This window comes from Amycolatopsis sp. NPDC005003 (assembly GCF_053600695.1).
In genome coordinates this window covers 347087-370509 of the sequence record NZ_JBSGAI010000002.1, presented here as the reverse complement: position 1 = coordinate 370509, position 23423 = coordinate 347087, and the positions used below count along the sequence as shown (strand labels likewise).

Here is a 23423-nt window from a genome sequence, read left to right as displayed (position 1 = left end):
TCCCATTCACGGCGGCGGCCCGTGGAAAGCCGTCAGGACGCTTCTTTGTGCGCGTTCAGACTCCGCCGGAGGGTCGCGAGGGCACGGTGCTGGGCGACGCGAACCGCGCCCGCGCTGCCGAGGCCGACCGCGGCCGCCGTCTCCTCCGCCGTCATGCCGAGGATGATGCGCAGCACGAGGATTTCGCGCTGGCGCGGCGGGAGCGTGTCGAGCAGCCCGGACGACCAGTCGAGCGCCGCGGACCGCTCGACCTCGTCGCCCGTCGGGTCCGGGCCACCGGAGCGGCCGGCCGGCGGCTCGGCGACCGGGCTGGTGCGGTCGCGGGCCCGGCGCCGGTGGAAGTCGGACACCTTGTGCGCGGCGATGCCGAAGACGAACGGCACGAAGCCGTCGGGTTCGAGGCGGTACCCCGGCAGGGCGCCGACGATCGCGAGCAGCACGTCCTGCGCGCAGTCCTCGGCGTCCGACGAACCGTCCTGCCACGTGCGCAGCCGGCCGAGGCAGTAGCGGAAGACGATCGGGCGCAGCGCGCGCAGCAGCCCGGCCACCGCGGCGTGGTTGCCCTGCACCGCCGACCGGACCAGCGCGGGGTCGAGGGAGAAGGTCGCCGCGGGCGTGGAACCACCCTCGGCGGAGTGCGGCGGCATCGGGCCCTCACCCCCTCTTTCGTGAAGATCGCAACGGACGGTCACGACGCTAGGTGACTGCGCGTGGCCGCCGCACCGGCCGGGCGGCCGTCCCGAACCAGGTCTTCCGGCCCTGGTCCGCACCGGCCGGCTGTGCCTGTCCGCCGCCGCCCGAGGTGGCCGGGCCGAACGGCCCTATCGGCGGACCGGGTGAGCCGATCACGCTGGTGGCCGGGGAAATCACAGGAGAAACACAGGGACGCGATGGTGGACGACGTGGGCTTCGGGCTGCTGCTGGACCGGCAGCAGTGCCTCGCCTTGCTGCGGACGGCGAGCCTCGGACGGGTGATCTACACCCACCGGGCCATGCCGGCCGTGCGTCCGGTGCGCTTCACGGTCGTCGACGACGCCGTGGTGTTCGCCGTCCCGCCCGGCAGCCCGCTGTACGCGGGCGCGCGCGACGCCGTCGTCGCCTTCGAGGTCGACGAGTTCGCCGCCGACATGGGCGCCGGCTGGTACGTCAGCCTGCTGGGGCGCGCCACCGAGTCCGTGGCCGTCGACCTCGGCTGCCCCTGCCCGGCGCCCGCCCGCGCCGGCCACCGGTTCCTGCGCGTCCCCGCGGAGACCATCAGTGGTCACCGCCTCGCCTGCCACGCGGAGTGAGCTCCCGATCGCCGTAACGGAGTGACGCCCGTCATCGACCCACCGGATGGAGCAACCGGCTTGGGCCGACACGGGCAGTGACCTGTGGGACCCTTGACGGCCCGGGGCAGGCCCGGGATATCGGCGGAACCGACGGGGTCGACGGGAAGTGGCGGACGAAATCAGCATGCCGGCGATCCTGGCGGCGGTGGGCGGCATCGCCCGCGAGCTGGAGCTGCCGTCGCTGCTGGACCGCGCGGTGACGGTGGTCTGCGAGCTGCTCGGCGCCCGGCGCGGCCGGCTGGCGCTGGCCGAGGGCGGGACCGCCGAGTACGGCCGGGGCCCGCTCGGTGCCGGCGCGGTCGAGCTGCCGGTCCGCGCGGGACCGCAGACGTACGGGACGCTGACCGTCGAGCCCGGGGCCGGCGGGGAGTTCGGCCGCCGCGAGCGCGAGGTGCTCGGCGCGCTCACCGCGGCCACCGGGATGGCCGTCGAGAAGGCGCTGCTGGTGGACCAGATGCGCCGCCGCGAACGCTGGCTCGAGGCGTCCTACGACGTCACCCGCGCCCTGCTCGCGGCCCAGGACCTGCGGGCCACGCTGCGGCTGGTCGCCGAGCGCGCCCGCGTCGTCGCCGGCGGGACGGCCGGGGCGATCGCCCGGCCCGACGGTCCCGGCCGGCTCGTGTTCGACGTCGTCGAGCCGCCGGGTGAGGACGCCGACCGGCTCACCGGCCTGACCGTGCCGATCGAGGGCACCGCCACCGGGATGGCGTTCGCGACCCGGCGCCCGGTCGTCGTGCGCGACTACGGCGAGCGCGTGCAGGAGCAGCAGCGCAACCACGAAGGACCGCTGCCCGCGATGATCAAGGACCTCGACTCGGCGATCTCGGTCCCGCTGATCGTCGGCGAGGAAACCCTCGGCGTGCTGGTGGTCGCGAAGTTCCGCGACCGCTCGCCGTTCACCGACTCCGACGTCCAGCTGGCCGAGACGTTCGCCGGGCACGCCGCGCTCGCCGTCGAGTTCTCCCGTGCGCAGGAGGCGCGCCAGCAGCTGGCGGTGTTCTCCGATCGCGACCGGATCGCCCGCGACCTGCACGACCTGGTGATCCAGCGGCTGTTCGCGACCGGGCTCGGGCTGGAGGGCGTCAGCAGGCTGATCGCCGACGCCGGGGTCGCCGCCCGCGTGGCCGGGTTCGCCCAGGACCTCGACGGCACGATCCGGGAGATCCGCAACAGCATCTTTTCGCTCCAGGCACCCGCGCAGGCGCAGGGCAGCCTCCGTGCGGAGCTGCTGCGGGTGGCCGTGGACGCCCGGGACGCGCTCGGCTTCGAGCCGCGCGTCGGCTTCGACGGGCCGCTGGACGCCGCGGTGCCGGACGCGGTCCGCTCCGACCTGATCGCGTCGCTGCGGGAAGCGCTGACGAACGTCGCGCGGCACGCGGGAGCGAGGTCGTCGTCGGTCGAGGTCACCGTGGACCGGCTCGGCCGGCGGCTGACGCTGGTGGTGCGCGACGACGGGACGGGCCCGCCGGCGGAGGCGGGCCGGATCAGCGGCCTGGCCAACCTCGCTTCGCGCGCGGCCCGGTGGGGCGGTCACTGCGTGCTGGCGGCGGGCGAGGACGGCGGGGCAAGGCTGGAATGGACGGCGGAGCTGCCCGCGATGACGGGTGAGCAGGGGAGTGGACGATGACGATCGGTGTGTTCCTGCTGGACGACCACGAGCTGGTGCGGACCGGCCTGAAGACCGTCTTCGAGCCCGAAGCCGACATCGAGGTGGTCGGGGAGGCGGGGACGGCGGCCGAGGCGCTGGTGCGGATCCCGCAGGCGCGCCCGGACGTGGCCGTCCTCGACGTCCGGCTGCCCGACGGCGAGGGTGTGGCGGTGTGCCGGGAGATCCGGTCCACCGTGGACCCGCCGCCGGCCTGCCTGATGCTGACGTCCTATTCGGACGACGAAGCGCTGTTCGGCGCGATCATGGCGGGCGCGGCCGGGTACATGCTCAAGCAGGTGTCGGGCCGGTCGCTGATCGAGGCCGTCCGCACGGTCGCCGCCGGCGGCTCGCTGCTGGACGCCACGCTCACCGCGTCGGTGATGAACAAGCTGCGCGGCGAGGACGTCGCGGCCGCGGACCCGCGGTACGAGCAGCTGAGCCCGCAGGAGCGGCGGGTGCTGGACCTGGTGGCCGAGGGCCTGACCAACCGGCAGATCGCCGAGCGGCTGTTCCTGGCCGAGAAGACGGTGAAGAACTACGTCTCCTCGGTGCTGCACAAGCTCGGCGTCGAGCGGCGCACCTCGGCCGCGGTGTACATGTCCCAGCGGCGGGCCGAGCCCGGACGATCGGGCTGATTTTCCGACCGATCGGACGAAACCGGTGGGGCGTTCGACGTATCCAGCCGCCGATGGAGTACACCTGTCGGGTGACGCACGAGTTCGCGTGCGCCGGCAGAGGGGACGACATGGCGGGGTTGTCGGGCGGGGACTGTGTCACGCAGGACTATGTCACCGGGCAGATCAAGGCACTGGCGGACGCGGTGCGCCGCGAGGGGGCGGGCGGCGTCGGCACGCGCAGCTTCCAGCTGGCGGAGCACCTGGCGGCGGAGGGAGGCGTCCACCGCGGCGACATCATGACGGCCACGGCGACGCTGCTGGCGATGACGGCCTGGTGCGACGGCGAGGTGGAGGCGGCCCGCCGGTTCGCGGAGCTCGCGGGCGAACACGACGGGGAATCGCGCGAGCTGGTGACCCACCTGCTGCGCCTGGAGGCGGGCGCGGACCGCGGCTGGCTGCCGCGGGACCAGGCGGAGGCGTTGCTGGAGTACGCCCGCCGGGAGCGCCGGGGCGACCTGGCGACCCGGGTGCGCGCACTCGCCGGGGTCCGGCGCGGGCGGCACCGGCGCGAGGACTAGTCAGCCCGCCGGCTCGGCAAGTGCGCGTGATCGTCCGGACGGGACAGTGCCGGATGCGGGCCGTCATTACAGTGGGCGCATGAGCTTGCCGACGGTCGATTGGGAAACCCCCGGCACGGAGGGGCTCCGGGAGCGCAAGAAGCGGCTGCTGCGCCGGCGGCTGACCGACACCGCGACAGCCATGTTCCTCGAGCGCGGGTTCGACGCGGTCCGCGTCGCCGAAATCGCCGCGGCCTGCGAGGTGTCGGAGAAGACCGTCTTCAACTACTTCCCCAGCAAGGAAGCCCTCGTCCTCGACCGGCCCGAAGCCACGATGACCGCGCTGCGCGAGGGGCTGGCCCGGACCGGCCGCACCCCGGTCGAAGCGGTGCTGGACGTCCTGGACGGCGAACTGGACGCCCTGCTGTCCTGGTTGGGTGCCCAGCCGGACCGCGCCGAGGCGAGCGCCCGGGTCCGCGCGTTCGCCGAGCTGGTCCGGTCGACGCCCGCGCTGCGGGCGCACCACCGGGACATGACCGAGCAGCTGGAGGAAGTGGCCGCCGAGGCGCTGGCCGCCCGGACCGGCCGCGACGCCGACGACCCGCAGTGCCGGATCGCCGCGACCGCGCTGCTCGGGCTCTGGGGTGTCCAGTCCGCGGCACTGCGCCGGAGTCTCGACGGCGAACGCACCCCGGACCAGGTCCGCCGGTCGGTCAGCGCCGACGTGCGGCGCGCGGCCCGGCTCCTCGACACCGGCTTGGCGGGGTTGACCGGCACGCGCTGACCTCGCTGGTGGCCATCAGGCGCTCACGCCGGTCAGCGCGAAGAACTCCTGCCGGGTCTTGGGTTCCTCCCGCAGCAGGCCGTGCAGCGACGACGTCACGGTCAGCGCGCCGTTCGCCCGCACGCCGCGCAGGGACATGCACAGGTGCTCGGCCTCGATCACGACGCCGACGCCCTTCGGGGCCAGGTGCTCCTGCAGCCAGTCCGCGACCTGCTTGGTCAGCCGTTCCTGCACCTGCAGGTCGCGGGCGAACATCTCGACGACCCGGGCGAGTTTGGACAGCCCGAGGATCCGCTCGCCGGGCAGGTAGCCGACGTGCGCGACGCCGCGGAAGGGCAGCAGGTGGTGCTCGCACAGCGACTGCACCGGGATGCTCTTCGCCAGCACGAGCTCGTCGTAGCCCTCGTCGTTGGGGAAGGTCGTGAGCTGGAAGTCGCGCGGCTGCAGCATTTCCGCGTAGGCGTTGGCCACCCGTCGCGGGGTGTCGCCGAGGTGCTCCGACGACGGGTCCTTCCCCAGCGCCCGCAACAGGTCGGCGACGGCGCGCTCGGCCGCGTGCAGGTCGACGGCGTCGCGGTCGTGGACGACACCGAGGTGCCGCAGCGGGACCGGGGCGCTGACGGGTTCGACGGTCACGGGGTGCCTCCTTCTAAAACCAAGTCAGGCCGACGTTAGAAGCCTCCCGGGGTTTTCGTCAACAGATCTGTGTTTTAGAATGCAGTGATGCAGGAAACCCAGGCGCTGGCCGCGGTCGCGGCGCTCGACGAGCCCACCCGGCGCCGGTTGTACGAGTACGTGGTCCGCCGCCCGGAGCCGGTGAGCCGCGACGACGTGGCCGCCGCCCTCGGCGTGCCCCGGGCGACGGTCGCGTTCCACCTCGACCGCCTGGTCGAGGAGCAATTGCTCGCGGTGGGCCACGAGCGCCGCACCGGCCGCAGCGGCCCGGGGGCGGGCCGCCCGGCGAAGCTGTACCGGCGGTCCGACCGGCAGGTGAGCGTTTCCCTGCCGGAACGCCAGTACGAGCTGGCGGGCGGCCTCTTGGCGGCCGCGGTGGAGGAGGCCGACGAAACGGGCGGCCGGCCGCGGGAGATCCTGACGCGCCGCGCCCGGGAGCGCGGGGCCTCGCTGGCGGCCGGCGGCCAGGACATCGTGGCCGCACTGGAGGAGAACGGCTTCGAGCCACGCATCGACGGCGGCGAGGTGCTGCTCGCCAACTGCCCGTTCCACCGGCTGGCCCAGGCCCACACGAGGCTGGTGTGCGAGATGAACCTGGGGCTGGTCGAGGGGATGCTGGCGGGCGTCGGGGAGAGCCGGTTGCGGGCCCGGCTGGACCCGCAACCGCAAGCGTGCTGCGTACGCCTGGCGTCGGACTGACGGCCTCGAGCGCCCAATGTGGCCTTCGGGGGGTGTGACGCAACCCAGGCCGCCTTGGGGCGCTACCTCGCCGAGCCGTGCCACCACCGCCGTCGTGATGGCGCCGAGTTCCGTGCCCGGGTTGATCCACGGCTGGTCGGGGGGCGGGCCCCGCGATCGTGCGCTCGCCGATGAACCCGCCGGAACGTCGCGGTCCTGTTTGGAGTGTCGCAGCCGCCCGCGCTCGTCCCCGGTCGCTCGTCCGGATGAGACGCACGCCACATTCCTGGAACGGGCCGGGCCGCTGCGGACAACAGCCGGTATGCGCAGAGGGAACGCGATGCTGCTTGCGGGGACGTGCCTCGGCGCGGCGGCGACCGCCCTGGCCGTGGCGGCCGCGGTGCGGCCGCCGGTGCCTGCGGAGACGCTCCCGCCGCCCGCGCTGATCACCAGCGTGGCCACGACCGCCACCGCGGCCCCGCCGGCCTCCCCGCCCGCCGAGCTCGTGGAACGCGTGCCCGGAAGCTCGGTGTGCCCAGGCACGACCTCGTCACCGGCCGGCCGGGCGCGACCCGCCCCGCCGCGTCGCAGGCCGGGCTGCTGATCGCGCCCGGCAGGTCGTCCCGGGTGGGCTCCGGAGTCCGGCGGATGCCGCCCGGCACGCCTCGCCGGTCGTGAAAGCGCTCTCTGGTCCGCTCGAGTGGTCTGGACGCGGCGCGGGACGTCCGGAAAGCGCCGGTTCGGCGGTACCGTCTCGGAGGTGAGACGGCACGACGTGGAGGGGGCCAGGGTGGTGGACCGGGCGAAGCCGGGGGAGCAGACGAGGACCTCTCCGCCGGGGCCGCGGCAACCGAGCCTGGCCGACGTCGCCGGCATGGCCGGTGTCTCGCACATGACCGTTTCGCGCGTGGTCAACGAGAGCGGGCCGGTGCGCCCGGAGACCCGCGAGCGCGTTCTCGCCGCCGTGCAGAAGCTGGGGTACCGGCCCAACACGGCCGCGCGGGCCCTGGTCACCGGGCGGTCCGGCACGCTCGGCGTGGTGGCGCTCGAGTCCAATCTCTACGGACCGGCGAGCACGCTCTACGGCATCGAGAACGCGGCCCGCGAGGCCGGGTACGGCGTCGCGATCTGCAGCGTGACACGGCCGGGCCGGACGTCGATCGGCGACGCGGTGGAGAGCCTGCGGCGCCAAGCCGTGGAGGGGATCGTCGTGATCGCCCCGCACGTCACGGCCGGGCGCGCGCTCGAGGCGGCGCCTTCGGACATCGCGCTGGTGGCGGTCGGCGGCGGCGAGTCGGCGCCGGTGCCGGTGATCTCGGTCGACCAGTACGACGGCGCCCGCCGCGTCACCGAGCACCTGCTGTCACTGGGGCACCGGACGGTCTGGCACCTGGCCGGGCCGGAAGACTGGCTGGAGGCCCGCGACCGGGAGCGCGGCTGGCGCGAGACCCTGGAGAGCCGCGGCCTGCGGGTGCCGGCGGTGGTGCGTGGCGACTGGAGCCCCCGTTCGGGTTATGAGGCCGGCCGGGCGCTCGTCGGCAAGCGCGGGCTCAAGGCGGTGTTTTCGGCCAACGACCAGATGGCGCTCGGGTTGCTGCGGGCGTTCACCGAGGCGGGGATCCGGGTGCCGGAAGACGTGCACGTGGCCGGGTTCGACGATGTGCCGGAGGCGGAGTTCTTCACCCCGCCGCTGACGACGGTGCGGCAGGACTTCATCGAGGTCGGGCGGCGGACGTTCGGGCTTCTCGAGGAGCGGATGGCCGGTGGGGATGCCGGGGCTCGGCATCTTGTGCCTGCGGAGCTGGTGGTGCGGGAGAGTACTCGGCCGCGGTGATCCGGGGTTGCGCCGCTGGGGGCCGGTTCGGGTCGCTTCGTCTCGCGCGCCGCGTGGCCGCACGAGCGCCGGCGGTGCTGGTGCCGGTGAGCGCGCGTCGGCGATTCTGCCGGCGGTTTCACACTCGGATTCCCTTTCGCCCGAATGATGTTAGCGCTAACAAGACCACCGCACTGATCCATCTTGGTGTTGTATCTTGACCGCTTCTGTGCGGTCGGCAAAGGTTCGTGTTCGATTGTGGTCCCCGCCGCTCCAGGAGGCTCCGCATGCGCCGCCGCCGTTGCCGGACGCTGTTCACCGTCCTGCTCTCCGCCCTGTTCGCCCTCGCCGGAGTCGCCGTTCCCCAAGCTGCCGCGGCCGCGCCGGCGGCCGGCCACACCGTCACCTACGACGGCTACTCCTTCCTCGTCGACGGGAACCGCACCTACCTCTGGTCCGGCGAGTTCCACTCCTACCGCCTGCCCAGCCCCGACCTGTGGCTCGACATCTTCCAGAAGATGAAGGCCGCCGGCTTCAACGCGACCTCGCTCTACTTCGACTGGGGCTACCACTCTCCGCGCCAAGGCGTCTACGACTTCAGCGGCATCCGCGACCTCGACAAGCTCCTGGACATGGCCCAGCAGGCCGGCCTCTACGTCATCGCGCGGCCCGGGCCCTACATCAACGCCGAGGTCGACGGCGGCGGGTTCCCCACCTGGCTGTCCACCACGCCCGGGCACACCCGCAGCGCCGATCCCCTCTACCTGAAGTACTCCGACGAGTGGCAGACGCAGATCGACCGGATCATCGCCCGGCACCAGCTCACCAACGGCACCGGCAGCGTGCTCGCCTACCAGGTCGAAAACGAGTACTACAACGGCAACGCCGACGGCCGCGCCTACATGCAGCACCTCGAAGACAAGGCCCGCGCCGACGGCATCACGGTTCCCCTGGTGGGCAACAACAACGGCACCTTCAACGCCGGGGAGGCCGCGCTCGACGTCGACGCCGCCGACTCCTATCCGCAGGGCTTCGACTGCTCGAACCCGACCCGCTGGAACGGCGTCCCCGACATCAGCTACGACCACGTCCCCGGCAAGCCGCTGATCACCGCCGAGTTCCAGGGCGGCGCCTTCGACCCGTGGGGCGGCCCCGGCTACGAGAAGTGCGCGCAGCTGATCAACGACCAGTTCGCGAACGTCTTCTACAAGCAGAACATCGCCGTCGGCGCCACCGGCCAGAGCTTCTACATGCTGCACGGCGGCACGTCCTGGGGCTGGAGCGCGATCCCGCAGAACTACACCTCCTACGACTACGGCGCGGCGATCACCGAAGGCCGCCAGTTCGACCCGAAGTACTTCGAAGACAAGCTGATCGGGTACTTCACCCAGTCCGTCGCCCCGCTGACCAAGACCGACGGGCTCGCCGGCGCGCCGCTGACCGACGCGGCGCTCACCGACACCGCCCGGATCAACCCCGACACCCGCACGCAGTTCCACACCCTGCGCCACACCGACTCGACGTCCACCGCCACGAACACCACGAGCGTCGCGCTCGACCTCGCCGCGCACGCCGGGTACACCTACGACGATCGCGCCACCGAAGTCGGCTACACCGGCGGCTGGAGCCACGTCGGTCCCGAAGTCGACTACACCGGCGGCGACTACCAGCACACCGAGTCGTTCTCCGACACCACCGGTGACAGCGTCAGCATTCCCTTCACCGGCACCGGAATCCGGTGGGTGTCCTCCAAGGACGGCAACCACGGCATCGCCGACGTCTACCTCGACGACACCAAGGTCGGCACCGTCGACCTGTACGCCGGCAGCAAGCAGAACCAGATCGCCGGCTACGAGGTCCGCGGCCTGCCCGCCGGGGCGCACACGCTGAAGATCGTCGTCACCGGGCAGAAGAACCCCAGCGCCACCGGAACCTTCGTCGTGGTGGACGCCGTCGACCTGCTGTCCGGCAGCGCCGACTACTACCCGGTCGTGCCGCAGCAGCCCGGCACCGGCATCACGCTGAACGGGCGCCAGTCGAAGATCCTCGTCGCCGGCTACGACCTCGGGGCCACGCGGATGCAGTACTCGACGTCGGAGATCATGACGACCGCCGCCATCGGCGACCGGGACGTCGTGGTGCTCTACGGCGACAAGGGCGGAGCCGGGGAGACCGTGCTGCGGTTCGCGAAGCAGCCGGCAGTCCAGGTCCTCGGCGGCGCCGCGACGTCCACTTGGGACGCCGCGCGCGGCGATCTGCGGCTGAACTACACCCACGACGGCCTGGCCCGCGTGCTCGTCACCGCGCCCGGCGCGCGGCCGCTGCTCCTGCTGCTCGCCGACAAGGCGACGGCGGCGACGTTCTGGCGCCAGGACACCGCGGCCGGACCGGTCCTGGTCCGCGGCACCCACCTGGTCCGGACCGCGGCCGAGCAGTACGGGCTGCTGTCGCTGACCGGCGACACCGGGACCGACGGCGGTTTCGAGGTGTTCAGCACGGCGAAAGCCCTGCTGTGGAACGGTTCCCGGGTGGCGGCGCAGCCGACGTCGAGTGGCAGCCTCACCGGGACCGCGCCGGCCGCGAAGCCGGTGACGCTGCCGGCCCTCACCGGCTGGAAGCACCAGGAGGAGTCGCCGGAGAGCCGGCCCGGCTTCGACGACTCGGCGTGGCCGGTGGCGGACAAGGAAACCACCAACAGCTCGACCGCACTCGGCACCAAACCCGTGCTCTTCGCCGACGACTACGGCTTCCACACCGGCGACACCTGGTACCGCGGCCACTTCACCGGCGACGGCAACCAGACCGGGATCACCCTGTCGAGCCAGAGCGGCGGCCCGGCCGGCGCGTTCTCGGCGTGGCTCAACGGCGTCTTCCTGGGCAGCTCGACGAGCCCGCAGCACACCTTCCCCTTCCCGGCGGGTGCGCTGCACCAGGGCGACAACGAGATCTCCGTGCTGACCGTGAACATGGGCCACGAGGAGGACTACGGCGCCAGCAACGGCAACAAGGCCGCCCGCGGGCTCACCAACGCGCGGCTGACCGGCGCCCCGCTGACGTCGGTGACCTGGCGGCTGCAGGGTGTCCGCGGCGGAGAAACCGGCCTGGACCAGGTCCGCGGACCGCTCAACACGGGCGGGCTCTACGGCGAGCGCGCGGGCTGGTCGCTGCCCGGGTTCCCGGACCGAGGCTGGGCACCGGCTTCGCTCCCGGCGAAGGACACCACCCCCGGCGTCTCGTGGTACCGCACCACCGCGGACCTCGACCTTCCCCGCGGCCAGGACACCTCGCTCGGCCTGACCGTCACCGACGACCCGGCGCGGCAGTACCGCGCGCTGATCTTCGTCAACGGCTGGCAGCTCGGCCAGTACGTCAACTACCTCGGGCCGCAGCACAGCTTCCCGATCCCCGACGGCGTCCTGAACCCGAACGGGCACAACACGATCGCCGTCGCCGTGTGGAACCTCGACGGCAGCACGGGCGGCCTCGGCACGATCGCCTGGACGAACTACGGCAGCTACCGCTCGCCGCTGACCGTCCGGCCGAACGCCTCGCCCGGCTACGACCCGGTGCGGTACGCGATGCCGCCGGCACCCACCGCCGGGGTGACGCTGACCGCGCCGGACACCGCGTCCGCCGGGCAGCCGTTCACCGCCTCGGCGACCGTGCGGGTCCCGGCGGGCGCGCCGCCGGCGTTCGACGTCAAGCCGTCGCTCACCGCCCCGGCCGGGTGGGCGGTCGGCGCGGCCTCGCCGCCCTCGGTTCCCCGGATCGACGGCGGGAAGTCGGTGACGTTCTCCTGGACCGTGACGCCGCCGCCCGCGGTGGACACGGCCGCGCTCAAGGTCGCGGTGGCCTACCGGCAGGCGGGACGCGCGGGCTCGGTCACCGGCGAGCGGATCGTGGGGGCGGTGCCGGCCGCCCCGCCCGCGGGGCAGGTGGCGGTCAGCTCGCTGCCGTTCCTCACCGCCACGAACGGCTGGGGCCCGGTCGAGCGCGACACGAGCAACGGCGAAGCGAACGCGGGCGACGGCAAGCCGATGACCATCGGCGGCGTGGCCTACGCCAAGGGACTCGGCGCCCACGCGGCGAGCGACGTCCAGCTCTACCTGGCGGGCGCCTGCACCCGGCTGACGGCGTCGGTGGGTGTCGACGGCGAAACCGGCACCGGGGGCAGCGTGAGCTTCAGCGTGTCGGTGGACGGCGTGACCAAGGTGACCACCCCGGTGGTCCGCGGCGGCCAGGCGGCGGTCCCGATCGACGTCGACGTCACCGGCGCCCAGGTGCTCGACCTGCTGGTGGGCGACGGCGGCGACGGCAACGGGCAGGACCACGCCGACTGGGCGGTGCCGACGCTCACCTGCGTCACGCCGCCCGCCCGGTGACCGCCGGCAGCGGCCGGAGGACGAAGGTGGCGCGGACCTCCCGCCGTTCGCGCCACAGGTGGTACAGCGCGAGCCCGAAGATCACCGAGCCCAGGACGTTCGCGGTGAAGTGCCACCAGACGCGGTAGGTGGTCAGCCCCGGGCCGGGGTCCACGAGCCCGAAGAACGTGGACAGCCCGATCGCCCGGGGCGCGCCGAACCCGACCGACAGCGTGAGGACCAGGTGCTCCAGCCCGTGCAGGCCCTGCATCCACACGCCCATCCTGGCCCAGCGGCGGGTGCGGGTACCCGTCGCCCGGCGGGTGATCACCATGACGCCCGCCAGGCCGGCCAGGAAGAGGAAGTTGCCGGTCAGGTGCAGCAGTTCCATGCCGAACGTCGGCCGCCCGGGCAGGACCATCTGCAGGCCGCCGGCCAGGCCGGTGCCCCACGGCGTCATCCAGGCCGGGGCGTTCGGGTGGCCGAGCCAGTAGCCGACCTGGGCGACGTGCTCCTGGACGTGCCCGAGCTGCCCGAGGACGCCGAAGCCGATCACCGCCACCGCGCCGCGGAACACCCAGGGCCGCACCGGACCGCGGTTGGCGCAGGCCAGCACGCCGACCGCGGTCCACATGGCCAGCGCCCACAGCACCAGCAGCACCGCGCCCGCGGTGTCCCACCCCGACATCGGCATCGCCATGGCCGCCTCCCGAGTCCGTTTCCCCGACGCTAACCGGGGACGGCGACACCGGACGTCTTCCGGCGTGCGCCCGGGAATCGGACAAACCGTTACAGGGCAACGGTTTCCGGCTCAGGAGAGGACAAGGCGGACGGCGAGTGCGGTGATCACCGCACTCGACACGAGCGCCGTCACCAGCCGGCCACGCGGGCCGGTCAGGACCCGCCCGAGCAGCGCCCCGCCGCCGGCCAGCGCGGCTTGCCAGCTCGCCGACGCGGCGAACGCGGCGAGCACGAACACCGCCTGGTCGAGCACGGGGACGGCGGTGCCGGCGCGGTCGCCGACCACCAGCGCGGTGAAGTAGACGACCGTGGCCGGGTTGACGAGCGTGATGCCGAGCAGGCTGACGTAGGCGCGGCCGGGCGCCAGTGGCGTCACCGGCCGCGTGGCCGGGGCCCGGTGGGAGCGCAGCGCACGCACGGCACCGTGCGCGGCGAGCACGACCAGGATGGCCGCCGAGATCCACCGCAGCGGCCCGGCGACCGGGGCGATGAAGCCCGCGATCGCGGCCCCGCCCAGGACGGCGAGCAGCGCGTACACGCCGTCGGCCGTCGCGACCCCCATGGCCGCGGCCAGGCCGGTCCGGAGTGTGGTGCGGGCGGTGAGGGCCACCAGGTACGTCCCGACGGCGCCGACCGGGATCGCGATGCCATAGCCGGCGACCAGGCCGGCGAGCAGCGCCGCGCTCACGGCGCGGGAACGATCGGCCCCCGCGGACGGCACGGCTGCTGCTGGACCGGCGCGGTGGTGGCGGCGACGGTCGGCAGGAGCGGGGTGCGATACGTGGTCATGCGCAGATCGTGACCGCCGCCGAGGCGACGGGCAACCGGATTTCCCAGCCGGTGCGCTCCGGCGAGCTGTGCTTGAATCGCCCCGGGGAGGCACGCGAGCGAGAGAGGGTTTGCACGATGCGGGTCGACCTGAGCGGGAAGACGGCACTGGTCACCGGATCCACCCAGGGTATCGGCGCGGCGATCGCGACCGGCCTCGCGGCGGCGGGCGCGCGGGTCGCGGTCAACGGCCGCAGCGAGACCGGCGTCCACAAGGCCATCGCGCGGCTGCGCGAAGAGGTGCCGGAGGCGGACTTCCTGCCGGCCCCGGGCGACGTCTCCGAGGAGGCCGGCGCGGCCCAGGTGGTCGAAGAGGTGCCGGACGCCGACATCCTGGTCAACAACCTCGGCATCTTCGGTCCCAAGGAGCCCCTGGACATCACCGACGCCGAGTGGCGGCACTACTTCGAGGTCAACGTCCTGGCCGCGGTCCGGCTCACCCGCGCGTACCTGCCGGGCATGACCGACCGCGGCTGGGGCCGGATCCAGTACATCGCCAGCGATTCCGCGATCGTCATCCCGGCCGAGATGATCCACTATGGAGTGTCGAAGACGGCGCTGCTGGGCGTGTCGCGCGGGTTCGCCAAGCACGCGGCCGGCACCGGCGTCACGGTCAACGCCGTGATCGCCGGGCCGACCCACACCGGTGGCGTGGAGGACTTCGTCTACCAGCTGGTGGACAACGACCTGCCGTGGGAAGAGGCGCAGCGCGAGTTCATGAAGAAGCACCGCCCGCAGTCGCTGCTGCAACGGCTGATCGAGCCCGAGGAGATCGCGCACCTGGTGGTGTACCTGAGTTCGCCGTTCGCTTCGGCGACCACGGGCGCGGCCGTGCGGGTCGACGGCGGGTACGTCGACGCGATCGTGCCCTGAGGCGCCGTCACACTTTCCGGTGATGCGGAGCTGAACACGCGTCCGACGGGGAATTCTTCCGCCGAACCCCTTGACACACAGGGGAAAGCTCGGCGGAAGGAGAGCACGATGAACACCCGGATCGCTACTTGGGCAACGGCCGCTGCGCTCACGGTTTCCGCAGCCGTCGCCACGGCCGCCCCGGCCTCGGCGGACCCGGTGCCGGGCAGCTCGACCCAGTTCTACGCCTACTGCTCGGTCGACCTGTTCGGCGTGCCGGTCGCCTGCGCGCAGACGGACCAGGCGCACTCGTCGCACATCTGCCAGTACCTCGCGACACCGCTCGGCCTGGGCCTCGACTGCATCCAGCGCTCCGCGACGTGACCCGGCGCCCGCCGGGACCACCGGCCGGCCTGGGCCGAAGGGGCTCTCCTCGCGGCGGGTGAGGGGGGCCCTTCGGCGCGCCGGGCGTTGGTACAGGATCGGGACATTTCCGGGTCACACCTGTCGAACAAGCCCGACGAACCGGCGATCTTCTCCGGACAAAGTGACCGGTGTGCGCTCCACCGAGCGCACCCGGCACCCGGAGGAGACCCATGGCCCGTACCCGCATCCCGCCGACCGCCGCGGGGATCGGCGCCGCCGTGGCCGTCGCGCTCGCCGCCGCCTGCTGGGTCGTCTTCCCGCCCGAGACGGCCGGCCGGGCGCTCGCCGCCCGGCCCGTCGTCGACCTGCCGTTGCCGTGGCCCGCCGAGGGGCAGGCCAGCGTCGAGGTGCAGAACCTCGGCTCGCTCGGCACCCGCGGCGAGCAGCGGCCGGTACCGATCGCCAGCGTCACGAAGGTCATGACCGCCTACGTGGTGCTCAAGGACCATCCCCTCGGCCCCGGCGAGGCCGGCCCGGAGATCGCCGTCGACGAGCAGGCCGAAGCCGAGTCGGCCTCGGCCGAGGAGTCGAGCGCGCCGGTCCGCGCGGGCCACCGGTTCAGCGAACGCGACCTGCTCGCCCTCATGCTCGTCCCCTCCGGGAACAACGTCGCCCGCCTGCTCGCCCGGTGGGACGCCGGCAGCCAGGAGGCCTTCGTCGCGAAGATGAACCGCGAGGCCGCGGCGCTCGGCATGGCCGCCACCACCTACACCGGGGCCAGCGGCGTCGAGGACTCCACCACCAGCACCGCCACCGACCAGCTCCGGCTGGCCCGTGAGGTGATGAAGAACCCGGTGATCCGCGCGATCGCCGCCACCCCCAGCCTGCGGATCGACGGCGTGCCGGGCACGGTCGTCAACACGAACACCCTGCTCGGCCGCGACGGCGTGATCGGGCTGAAGACCGGCTCGTCGACCGCCGCCGGAGGCGCCCTGATGTGGGCCGCGCGGGCGGGCAACGGCGCCCTCATCCTGGGCGTCGTCCTCCACCAGAGCCCCGGCGGGACCCCGGCGGCCGGGCTGCGGGCCGCGCTGGAGAACAGCGGGACGCTGATCGCCGCGATCCAGCGCGCGCTGCCGGTGGCCACCCGATGACCGCGACGACCGAACGGCAGGTCACCACCCGTGGGACGTGGCGGCGGGGGCGCGTCGCCGCCGCCTTCGCCGTCCTGGCCGCACTGCCGCTGCTCGCGCACCCGCTGGTGCCCAACTGGGCGGGCAACGCCGGCAGCCTGCTGGAGACGTTCCTGCCCTGGACCGGCCTGCTCGTCGTGCCGCCGCTGGTCGCGGCCCTGGTCCGGCGCTCGGCGCTCGCCCTGGTGGCCCTCCTGCTGCCGGCGCTGGTCTGGGGCGGGTTCTTCGGCGGCCGGCTCTTCGACAAGCGCGAGCCCGGCGGCGACCTGACGGTCGTCTCGCACAACGTCAACGACGAGAACCCGGACCCGGCGGGCACCGCACGTGCCCTCGCCGCCGCGGGTGCCCAGGTGATCGCGCTCGAGGAGCTGAAGAAGTCCGAGGTCCCGAAGTACGAGGACGCCCTCGCCGCGGCGTACCCGTACCACTCCGTGCAGGGCACCGTCGGGGTCTGGAGCACCTTCCCGCTGCGCGACACGCGGCCGGTGGCGATCATGCCGTGGACCCGCGCGCTGCAGACCACTGTGGACACTCCGAAGGGCCCGGTGGCGGTCTTCGTGGCGCACCTGCCTTCGGTGCGCGTGCGGCTGGACGAAGGGTTCACCGCGGGCGGCCGTGACGCCGCGATGAGCCTGCTGGCCGACGCGATCGCCGGGGAATCCGCACCGCGGACCGTGCTCGTCGGCGATTTCAACGGCACCGCCGACGATCGCGCGCTGCGCCCGATCACCGCGCGGATGCGGTCCGCGCAGGAGGAAGCCGGCGACGGCTTCGGCTTCACCTGGCCGGCCGGGCTGCCGCTCGCCCGGATCGACCAGATCTTCGTCGCCGGCGTGCGGCCGGTGGCGGCCTGGACGCTGCCCGCGACCGGCAGCGACCACCGGCCGGTGGCCGCCACCGTGGCGTTCTGACCCCGGAACCGGGAGCTGCCGAAAGCGTGTGGTAGACGCCTCGCGGAAGCGGCGAACATGCGCTTGAACACCCGGCCGCGCTGACGGGCGGTGAATTTCAAACGACGCTCCGCGCAGGTCGCGCCGTCGAATTCGTCGGCGGGCCCGTGTGAAGGGCATGTGACTAGACCGTTACGCGACCCGGTCTTGACCGCGTGGGTGTTATCGCTAACACTAACTCCTCGTCGCCACCGGAACAGGTGACGCAGACCATGTCGGAGCGGACGGAAGGGGACGCCGGTGGCCGAACGACCCCGCTCCGGCGGCCCCCTGAAAGCGACCGCCGCCGGGACGCGGCAGCCCAGCCTGACCGACGTCGCGGGCGTGGCGGGCGTGTCCCACATGACCGTGTCCCGCGTGATCAACGGGACCGGTCCGGTGCGCCCCGAGACCCGGGCCCGGGTGCTCGCGGCGATCGAGGAACTGGGCTACCGGCCCAATTCCGCGGCCCGCGCGCTGGTCACCGGGCGGACCGGCACGCTCGGCGTCGTCGCGCTCGAGTCCAATCTGTACGGTCCGGCCAGCACGCTGTACGGCATCGAGAACGCCGCCCGGGAAGCCGGGTACGCGATCACCATCTCGAGCGTCAGCCGCCCCGGCCGGTCGTCGATCGCCGACGCGGTGGAGAACCTGCGCCGCCAGGCGGTCGAGGGGGTCATCGTGATCGCCCCGCACGTCAGCGCGGGCCGGGCCCTGGAAGCCGCACCCGCGGACTTCCCGGTCGTCGCGGTCGGCGGCGGGGAGGCGGCGCCGGTGCCGGTCATCTCCGTCGACCAGCGCGACGGCGCCCGCCGCGCCACCGAACACCTCCTGGCGCTGGGCCACCGCACGGTGTGGCACATCGCCGGGCCGGAGGACTGGCTGGAGGCCCGCGACCGCGAGCTTGGCTGGCGGGAAACCCTGGAACGCCACGGTGTCGGGGCCCCGCGGGTGATCCGCGGCGACTGGAGTTCGCGGTCGGGCTACGAGGCGGGGCGATCCCTCGCCAAGGAAAAGGATCTGGACGCCGTCTTCGCCGGCAACGACCAGATGGCACTGGGCCTGTTGCGCGCGTTCGCCGAAGCGGGCATCTCGGTGCCGCGGGACGTGCGCGTGGCGGGCTTCGACGACGTCCCCGAGGCGGCGTACTTCACGCCGCCGCTCACGACGGTGCGCCAGGACTTCATCGAAGTCGGACGGCGTACGTTCGGCCTGCTGGCCGGGCGGATGGACGGAGGCGACCGGCACGCGCGCGCCCTGGTCGTCCCCGAGTTGATCGTGCGCGAGAGCACCGGACCGCGTTAGCGCCGCGGCCGGCGGGACCGGTGGTTCCCGAGGGATTGTTAGCGCTAACACGCAATTCCCGGTTTTCGACCAGACGCAACACCCCCTGATAGTCCCCACAAAAGTTTTCCCACTGATCATCGTCGATCGAGGAGTGAACGTGCTGAAGAAGCGATGGGCCGCCGCGGCGGCCGCGGCGGCCGGACTCGTGCTGCTCACCGCCTGCGGGAGTGGCGGTTCGTCCGGCAGCTCGGGCGGCGCGACCACGCTCGGGTTCGCCCAGGTGGGCGCCGAGAGCGGCTGGCGGACGGCGAACACGAAGTCGATCCAGGAGTCGGCGAAGGCCGCCGGGATCGAGCTCAAGTTCTCCGACGCGCAGCAGAAGCAGGAGAACCAGATCTCCGCGATCCGCTCGTACATCCAGCAGAAGGTCAAGGTCATCGCCTTCTCGCCGGTCGTCGAGTCCGGCTGGGACACCGTCCTGAAGGAAGCCAAGACCGCCAACATCCCGGTCATCCTGACCGACCGCGCGATCGACTCGCCGGACAAGTCGCTCTACAAGACCTTCCTCGGCTCCGACTTCGTCGCCGAGGGCAAGAAGGCGGGGGAGTGGCTGACCAAGGAGTACGGCAGCGCGACCGGCGACGTGAACATCGTCGAGCTGCAGGGCACCACCGGCTCGGCGCCGGCGAACGACCGCAAGAAGGGCTTCGCCGACGTCATCGCCGCGGACCCGAAGTACAAGATCGTCGCCTCGCAGACCGGTGAGTTCACCCGCGCCAAGGGCAAGGAGGTCATGGAGGCCTTCCTGAAGTCCCAGCCCAAGATCGACGTCCTCTACGCGCACAACGACGACATGGCGCTGGGTGCCATCGAGGCCATCGAAGCCGCGGGCAAGGTCCCGGGCAAGGACATCAAGATCGTCTCGGTGGACGCCGTGAAGGACGGCATGCAGGCGCTCGCCGACGGCAAGATCAACCACATCGTCGAGTGCAATCCGCTGCTCGGCCCGCAGCTGATGGACCTGGTAAAGAAGGTCGCCGCCGGCGAGCAGGTGCCCGCCCGCATCGAGACCAAGGAGACCGAGTTCGACCAGGCGGCGGCCAAGGCCGCCCTGCCGTCGCGCCAGTACTGACAATCGCCTGCGGGTCGTGAGTGGTGAGCCGGGTTCCCACCCGGACTCACCACTCACGACCCCCGCGTCCACTCCGGAGCACACCAAATGCCTGAACCGCAACCCGTGGTGCGGATGAGCGGTATCCGCAAGGAGTTCCCCGGCGTCCTCGCCCTGGACGGGGTCGACTTCCGGATGTTCCCCGGCGAAGTCCACGCCCTGATGGGCGAGAACGGCGCCGGCAAGTCCACCCTCATCAAGGTGCTCACCGGGGTCTACGGGGTGGACGCTGGCACGATCGAACTGGGCGGCGACCAGGTCGCCTTCAGCGGGCCCGGAGAGGCCCAGCAGGCCGGCATCAGCACGGTCTACCAGGAAGTCAACCTCTGCCCGAACCTGTCCGTGGCCGAGAACGTCTGTCTCGGCCGCGAACCCCGCCGCTTCGGCCGCATCCAGTGGGGCCCGATGCGGAAGCGGGCCGAGGAGCTGCTGGCCCGGCTGGACGTCCACGTCGACGTCTCGGCCGAGCTCTCCACCTGCTCCATCGCGGTGCAGCAGCTGGTGGCGATCGCCCGCGCGCTCGACGTCGACGCGCGGGTGCTCGTCCTCGACGAGCCGACGTCCAGTTTGGACACCGGCGAAGTCGAACAGCTGCTGAAGGTCGTCCGGTCCCTGCGCGAAAGCGGGATGGCGATCCTGTTCGTCTCGCACTTCATCGACCAGGTCTTCGCCATCGCCGACCGGATGACCGTGCTGCGCAACGGAAAGCTGATCGGCGAGTACAAGACCGTGGACATCACCCCGGTCGAGCTGGTCACCCGGATGATCGGCAAGGAACTCCAGGTCCTCGAGGACCTGGAGAACTCCGGCCCCACCCGGGCCGAGGTCGCCGGCGCGCCGGTGCTGCTGGCCGCCGAAGGCCTCGGCCGCAAGGGCGGGGTCGCGCCGTTCGACTTCGCCATCCACGCCGGCGAGGTCGTAGGGCTGGCCGGCCTCCTCGGCTCCGGCCGTACTGAACTCGCCCGCCTGCTCTTCGGCGCCGACCACGCCGACAGCGGCACCGTGCAGGTCGACGGCGAGACCACGTCGCTGCGCACCCCGCGGGCCGGTCTGGACCACAAGATCGCGTTCCTCTCGGAAAACCGCAAGGCCGAAGGCCTGGTCGAGGAACTGACGGTGCGCGAGAACATCGTCCTGGCACTGCAGGCCTCCCGCGGCTGGGCGCGGCCGCTGTCCCGCCGCCGCCAGGACGAAATCGCCGAGAAGTACATCAAGGCACTCGACATCCGGCCCGCCAACCCCGAAGCTCTGGTGGGCAACCTGTCCGGCGGCAACCAGCAGAAGGTCCTGCTGGCCCGCTGGCTCATCACCGAACCGCGGCTGCTGATCCTCGACGAGCCCACCCGCGGCATCGACATCGGCGCCAAGACGGAGATCCAGCGGCTGGTCACCCAGCTCTCGGGCGACGGCATGGCCGTCGTGTTCATCTCCGCCGAACTCGAAGAGGTCCTGCGGCTCAGCCACCGGGTCGTGGTGCTGCGGGACCGCAAGGTCGTGGCGGAGCGGGAAAACCAGGCGCTCACCGCGGACGACATCATGGCCACGATGGCCGAGGGGGTGCAGGCATGACCCGCGTGACGAAACACCGGCTCTTCTGGCCCGTGGTGGCGCTGCTGGTGCTGCTGCTGGGCGACCTGATCGCGAGCCCGTCGTTCTTCAAGATCGAACTGCGCGACGGGCACCTCTACGGCAACCTCGTCGACATCCTGAAGAACGGCGCCCCGCTGATCCTCATCGCGATCGGCATGACGCTGGTGATCGCCACCCGGGGCATCGACCTCTCGGTCGGTTCGGTGGTGGCGATCAGCGGCGCGCTCGCCTGCCTTTGGGTCAGCGACAACCCGGACGGTGCCGGCACCACGCTGATCGCCTTCGGGCTCGCGCTCGGCCTCTCGCTGGTGCTCGGGGTGTGGAACGGCTGGCTCGTGGCGGCACTGGGCATCCAGCCGATCATCGCCACGCTGATCCTGATGGTCGCCGGCCGCGGCATCGCGCAGCTGATCACCGACGGGCAGATCATCACCGTCAACTCCCACTCTTTCGAGTGGATCGGCAGCGGGTTCCTGTTCACCCTGCCCAGCGCCATCCTCATCGCGCTGGCGGTGTTCGTGCTGGCGTCGGTGCTCGTCCGCCGCTCCGCGCTCGGCCTGCTCGTGGAGGCCGTCGGCGGCAACCCCGAGGCCAGCCGCCTGGCCGGCCTGCGCTCGGCCCGGCTGACCTGGCTCGTCTACGTCTTCTGCGCGCTGTGCGCGGGCATCGCCGGGCTGATGATCAGCGCGAACGTGCACAGCGCCGACGGCAACCACGCCGGCCTGTTCATCGAACTCGACGCGATCCTCGCGGTCGTCGTCGGCGGCACGCAGCTGACCGGCGGCCGGTTCTCCCTCGGCGGCTCGGTGATCGGCGCGCTGCTCATCCAGACGCTCACCACCACCGTCTACGCCCTCGGCATCCCGCCCGAGGCGATCATGCTGTTCAAGGCGCTGGTCGTGCTGGCGGTGTGCCTGCTGCAGTCGCCGGCCTTCCGCCGGAAGCTCCGGCGCCGCCGGGCCGCCACGCCGGGGCAGCCGGCACCCACGTCCGCTCCGGAGAAGGTGGAGGTCACCGCATGACCACCCTCGCCCGCGTCAAGGGCTACCGGCCGCAGCAGCGGCACCTGCCCATCCTGGCCACGATGGCGCTGCTGATCGGGGCGTACATCTTCGGCGCGTCGAGCTACGAGGCGTTCGGTTCCGGGCAGGTCATCCTGGACCTGTTCATCAACAACGCCTTCCTGCTCGTGGTCGCCGTCGGCATGACGTTCGTGATCCTCACCGGCGGCATCGACCTGTCCGTCGGGTCGGTGGTCGCGCTGTCCACGGTGATCTCCGGCGACCTGATGCAGAAGCACGGCTGGCCGGCGTACGCGGCGATCGCGGTGGTGCTGGTGGTCGGGGCGGTGCTGGGCGCCGGGATGGGCGCGCTGATCCACTTCTTCGAGATCCAGCCGTTCATCGCGACGCTGATCGGGATGTTCTTCGCCCGAGGCCTCTGCTACACGATCACCACCGAGGCCTACTCGATCGACAACGCGACGATCGCCACCCTGGCCCAGACGCAGATCCCGCTCGGCGGCGAGCTGCACATCTCGATCAGCGTGGTGGTCGCCCTGGTGGTCGTCGCCGCCGCGGCCTACGTCCTGGCGTTCACCCGGTTCGGGCGCACGGTGTACTCGATCGGGGGCAACGCGCAGTCCGCGATGCTGATGGGCCTCAAGACCGGCCGCACCAAGATCGCGGTGTACACGATCAGCGGGGTCTGCTCGGCGCTCGGCGGCCTGCTGCTGGTGCTCTACAAGTCCTCGGGCGACCCGCTCAACGGCGTCGGCCTGGAGCTGACGGCGATCGCGGCGGTCGTCATCGGCGGCACCATCCTCACCGGCGGGTCCGGCTATGTGCTCGGCACCGTCCTCGGGATCATGGTGCTCGGCATCATCCAGACCCTGATCACCTTCGACGGCACCCTCAACTCCTGGTGGACCTCGATCATCACGGGGGCTCTCCTGTTCGTCTTCATCGTCCTGCAGCGTCTCGTCACCCGACGGACCCGCTGA

Annotated in this window: 22 protein-coding genes; 18 read left to right on the top strand and 4 right to left on the bottom strand. The window is 72.3% G+C overall.

Annotation, left to right across the window (positions count from 1 at the left end; genetic code table 11):
* Positions 1 to 32: 32 nt before the first annotated feature.
* On the bottom strand, positions 33 to 647 hold the full coding sequence (locus ACWED2_RS04035) for a sigma-70 family RNA polymerase sigma factor (protein ID WP_449688946.1): 615 nt from the start codon (positions 645 to 647) through the stop codon (positions 33 to 35).
* Between the two features lie 243 nt (positions 648 to 890).
* On the opposite strand from ACWED2_RS04035, the gene ACWED2_RS04030 reads away from it, so the two are divergent.
* The 5 genes from ACWED2_RS04030 to ACWED2_RS04010 all read left to right on the top strand — a co-directional run bounded on the left by ACWED2_RS04030 (position 891) and on the right by ACWED2_RS04010 (position 4937).
* Entirely contained in the window at positions 891 to 1289 is a 399-nt protein-coding gene (locus ACWED2_RS04030; protein ID WP_449688945.1) for a pyridoxamine 5'-phosphate oxidase family protein, read from the top strand.
* Between the two features lie 166 nt (positions 1290 to 1455).
* Complete coding sequence (locus tag ACWED2_RS04025; RefSeq protein ID WP_449689001.1) at positions 1456 to 2958, top strand: GAF domain-containing sensor histidine kinase; 1503 nt, start codon at positions 1456 to 1458, stop codon at positions 2956 to 2958.
* Entirely contained in the window at positions 2955 to 3614 is a 660-nt protein-coding gene (locus ACWED2_RS04020; RefSeq protein ID WP_449688944.1) for a response regulator, read from the top strand. The genes ACWED2_RS04025 and ACWED2_RS04020 overlap by 4 nt, the downstream gene beginning before the upstream one ends.
* A 53-nt stretch (positions 3615 to 3667) precedes the next feature.
* A complete protein-coding gene (locus ACWED2_RS04015; RefSeq protein WP_449688943.1) occupies positions 3668 to 4174 on the top strand; it encodes a hypothetical protein in 507 nt (168 codons plus the stop codon).
* A gap of 79 nt (positions 4175 to 4253) precedes the next feature.
* Complete coding sequence (locus tag ACWED2_RS04010) at positions 4254 to 4937, top strand: TetR family transcriptional regulator (protein WP_449688942.1); 684 nt, start codon at positions 4254 to 4256, stop codon at positions 4935 to 4937.
* 15 nt (positions 4938 to 4952) lie between these two features.
* Here the strand turns inward: ACWED2_RS04010 and folE are convergent, their stop codons facing one another.
* Positions 4953 to 5573: a GTP cyclohydrolase I FolE gene (gene folE / locus ACWED2_RS04005; protein WP_449688941.1), complete on the bottom strand. Its 621-nt coding sequence runs from the start codon at positions 5571 to 5573 to the stop codon at positions 4953 to 4955.
* An 87-nt stretch (positions 5574 to 5660) separates the two neighbouring features.
* Here folE and ACWED2_RS04000 point away from each other — a divergent pair, with 87 nt between their 5' ends.
* The 4 genes from ACWED2_RS04000 (at position 5661) to ACWED2_RS03985 (ending at position 12485) form a co-directional block, all read left to right on the top strand.
* Entirely contained in the window at positions 5661 to 6311 is a 651-nt protein-coding gene (locus tag ACWED2_RS04000; RefSeq protein ID WP_449688940.1) for a helix-turn-helix transcriptional regulator, read from the top strand.
* A 301-nt stretch (positions 6312 to 6612) separates the two neighbouring features.
* Positions 6613 to 6894 (top strand): hypothetical protein, encoded by a 282-nt coding sequence (locus tag ACWED2_RS03995; protein ID WP_449688939.1) that lies wholly within the window; start codon positions 6613 to 6615, stop codon positions 6892 to 6894.
* 186 nt (positions 6895 to 7080) lie between these two features.
* Entirely contained in the window at positions 7081 to 8124 is a 1044-nt protein-coding gene (locus ACWED2_RS03990) for a LacI family DNA-binding transcriptional regulator (RefSeq protein ID WP_449689000.1), read from the top strand.
* Between the two features lie 266 nt (positions 8125 to 8390).
* Positions 8391 to 12485 carry a beta-galactosidase gene (locus ACWED2_RS03985; RefSeq protein ID WP_449688938.1) on the top strand — a complete coding sequence of 1365 codons (4095 nt, stop codon included), beginning with the start codon at positions 8391 to 8393 and terminating at the stop codon, positions 12483 to 12485.
* Here ACWED2_RS03985 and ACWED2_RS03980 read toward each other — a convergent pair.
* The gene (locus ACWED2_RS03980) at positions 12466 to 13164 is read right to left on the bottom strand and encodes a DUF6008 family protein (RefSeq protein WP_449688937.1); all 699 of its coding nucleotides are present in this window, start codon (positions 13162 to 13164) and stop codon (positions 12466 to 12468) included. The genes ACWED2_RS03985 and ACWED2_RS03980 overlap by 20 nt on opposite strands.
* A gap of 111 nt (positions 13165 to 13275) precedes the next feature.
* Entirely contained in the window at positions 13276 to 13893 is a 618-nt protein-coding gene (locus tag ACWED2_RS03975; protein ID WP_449688936.1) for a LysE/ArgO family amino acid transporter, read from the bottom strand.
* Between the two features lie 218 nt (positions 13894 to 14111).
* Here ACWED2_RS03975 and ACWED2_RS03970 point away from each other — a divergent pair, with 218 nt between their 5' ends.
* The 9 genes from ACWED2_RS03970 to yjfF all read left to right on the top strand — a co-directional run bounded on the left by ACWED2_RS03970 (position 14112) and on the right by yjfF (position 23423).
* The gene (locus ACWED2_RS03970) at positions 14112 to 14906 is read left to right on the top strand and encodes an SDR family NAD(P)-dependent oxidoreductase (RefSeq protein ID WP_449688935.1); all 795 of its coding nucleotides are present in this window, start codon (positions 14112 to 14114) and stop codon (positions 14904 to 14906) included.
* A 108-nt stretch (positions 14907 to 15014) separates the two neighbouring features.
* The gene (locus tag ACWED2_RS03965; RefSeq protein WP_449688934.1) at positions 15015 to 15269 is read left to right on the top strand and encodes a hypothetical protein; all 255 of its coding nucleotides are present in this window, start codon (positions 15015 to 15017) and stop codon (positions 15267 to 15269) included.
* A 212-nt stretch (positions 15270 to 15481) separates the two neighbouring features.
* Positions 15482 to 16405 (top strand): D-alanyl-D-alanine carboxypeptidase family protein, encoded by a 924-nt coding sequence (locus tag ACWED2_RS03960; RefSeq protein ID WP_449688933.1) that lies wholly within the window; start codon positions 15482 to 15484, stop codon positions 16403 to 16405.
* Positions 16402 to 17355, top strand: coding sequence for an endonuclease/exonuclease/phosphatase family protein (locus tag ACWED2_RS03955; protein ID WP_449688932.1), 954 nt, complete (start codon positions 16402 to 16404; stop codon positions 17353 to 17355). Before ACWED2_RS03960 ends, ACWED2_RS03955 begins: the two co-directional genes overlap by 4 nt.
* Before the next feature lie 279 nt (positions 17356 to 17634).
* Positions 17635 to 18678: a LacI family DNA-binding transcriptional regulator gene (locus tag ACWED2_RS03950; protein ID WP_325149067.1), complete on the top strand. Its 1044-nt coding sequence runs from the start codon at positions 17635 to 17637 to the stop codon at positions 18676 to 18678.
* Between the two features lie 133 nt (positions 18679 to 18811).
* Positions 18812 to 19792, top strand: a complete 981-nt coding sequence (locus ACWED2_RS03945) for an ABC transporter substrate-binding protein (protein WP_449688931.1) — start codon at positions 18812 to 18814, stop codon at positions 19790 to 19792.
* Between the two features lie 87 nt (positions 19793 to 19879).
* Positions 19880 to 21400, top strand: coding sequence for a sugar ABC transporter ATP-binding protein (locus ACWED2_RS03940; RefSeq protein ID WP_449688930.1), 1521 nt, complete (start codon positions 19880 to 19882; stop codon positions 21398 to 21400).
* A complete protein-coding gene (locus ACWED2_RS03935) occupies positions 21397 to 22443 on the top strand; it encodes an ABC transporter permease (protein ID WP_449688929.1) in 1047 nt (348 codons plus the stop codon). Before ACWED2_RS03940 ends, ACWED2_RS03935 begins: the two co-directional genes overlap by 4 nt.
* Positions 22440 to 23423: a galactofuranose ABC transporter, permease protein YjfF gene (gene yjfF, locus ACWED2_RS03930; protein WP_449688928.1), complete on the top strand. Its 984-nt coding sequence runs from the start codon at positions 22440 to 22442 to the stop codon at positions 23421 to 23423. The genes ACWED2_RS03935 and yjfF overlap by 4 nt, the downstream gene beginning before the upstream one ends.

What these genes read in the sequence shown, in the direction of transcription:
- ACWED2_RS04035 (WP_449688946.1), bottom strand. Translation starts at nt 647, where the DNA reads ATGCCGCCGCACTCCGCCGAGGGTGGTTCCACGCCCGCGGCGACCTTC.
- ACWED2_RS04030 (WP_449688945.1), top strand. Translation starts at nt 891, where the DNA reads ATGGTGGACGACGTGGGCTTCGGGCTGCTGCTGGACCGGCAGCAGTGC.
- ACWED2_RS04025 (WP_449689001.1), top strand. Translation starts at nt 1,456, where the DNA reads ATGCCGGCGATCCTGGCGGCGGTGGGCGGCATCGCCCGCGAGCTGGAG.
- ACWED2_RS04020 (WP_449688944.1), top strand. Translation starts at nt 2,955, where the DNA reads ATGACGATCGGTGTGTTCCTGCTGGACGACCACGAGCTGGTGCGGACC.
- ACWED2_RS04015 (WP_449688943.1), top strand. Translation starts at nt 3,668, where the DNA reads ATGGAGTACACCTGTCGGGTGACGCACGAGTTCGCGTGCGCCGGCAGA.
- ACWED2_RS04010 (WP_449688942.1), top strand. Translation starts at nt 4,254, where the DNA reads ATGAGCTTGCCGACGGTCGATTGGGAAACCCCCGGCACGGAGGGGCTC.
- ACWED2_RS04000 (WP_449688940.1), top strand. Translation starts at nt 5,661, where the DNA reads ATGCAGGAAACCCAGGCGCTGGCCGCGGTCGCGGCGCTCGACGAGCCC.
- ACWED2_RS03995 (WP_449688939.1), top strand. Translation starts at nt 6,613, where the DNA reads ATGCGCAGAGGGAACGCGATGCTGCTTGCGGGGACGTGCCTCGGCGCG.
- ACWED2_RS03985 (WP_449688938.1), top strand. Translation starts at nt 8,391, where the DNA reads ATGCGCCGCCGCCGTTGCCGGACGCTGTTCACCGTCCTGCTCTCCGCC.
- ACWED2_RS03980 (WP_449688937.1), bottom strand. Translation starts at nt 13,164, where the DNA reads ATGGCGATGCCGATGTCGGGGTGGGACACCGCGGGCGCGGTGCTGCTG.
- ACWED2_RS03970 (WP_449688935.1), top strand. Translation starts at nt 14,112, where the DNA reads ATGCGGGTCGACCTGAGCGGGAAGACGGCACTGGTCACCGGATCCACC.
- ACWED2_RS03965 (WP_449688934.1), top strand. Translation starts at nt 15,015, where the DNA reads ATGAACACCCGGATCGCTACTTGGGCAACGGCCGCTGCGCTCACGGTT.
- ACWED2_RS03960 (WP_449688933.1), top strand. Translation starts at nt 15,482, where the DNA reads ATGGCCCGTACCCGCATCCCGCCGACCGCCGCGGGGATCGGCGCCGCC.
- ACWED2_RS03955 (WP_449688932.1), top strand. Translation starts at nt 16,402, where the DNA reads ATGACCGCGACGACCGAACGGCAGGTCACCACCCGTGGGACGTGGCGG.
- ACWED2_RS03940 (WP_449688930.1), top strand. Translation starts at nt 19,880, where the DNA reads ATGCCTGAACCGCAACCCGTGGTGCGGATGAGCGGTATCCGCAAGGAG.
- ACWED2_RS03935 (WP_449688929.1), top strand. Translation starts at nt 21,397, where the DNA reads ATGACCCGCGTGACGAAACACCGGCTCTTCTGGCCCGTGGTGGCGCTG.
- yjfF (WP_449688928.1), top strand. Translation starts at nt 22,440, where the DNA reads ATGACCACCCTCGCCCGCGTCAAGGGCTACCGGCCGCAGCAGCGGCAC.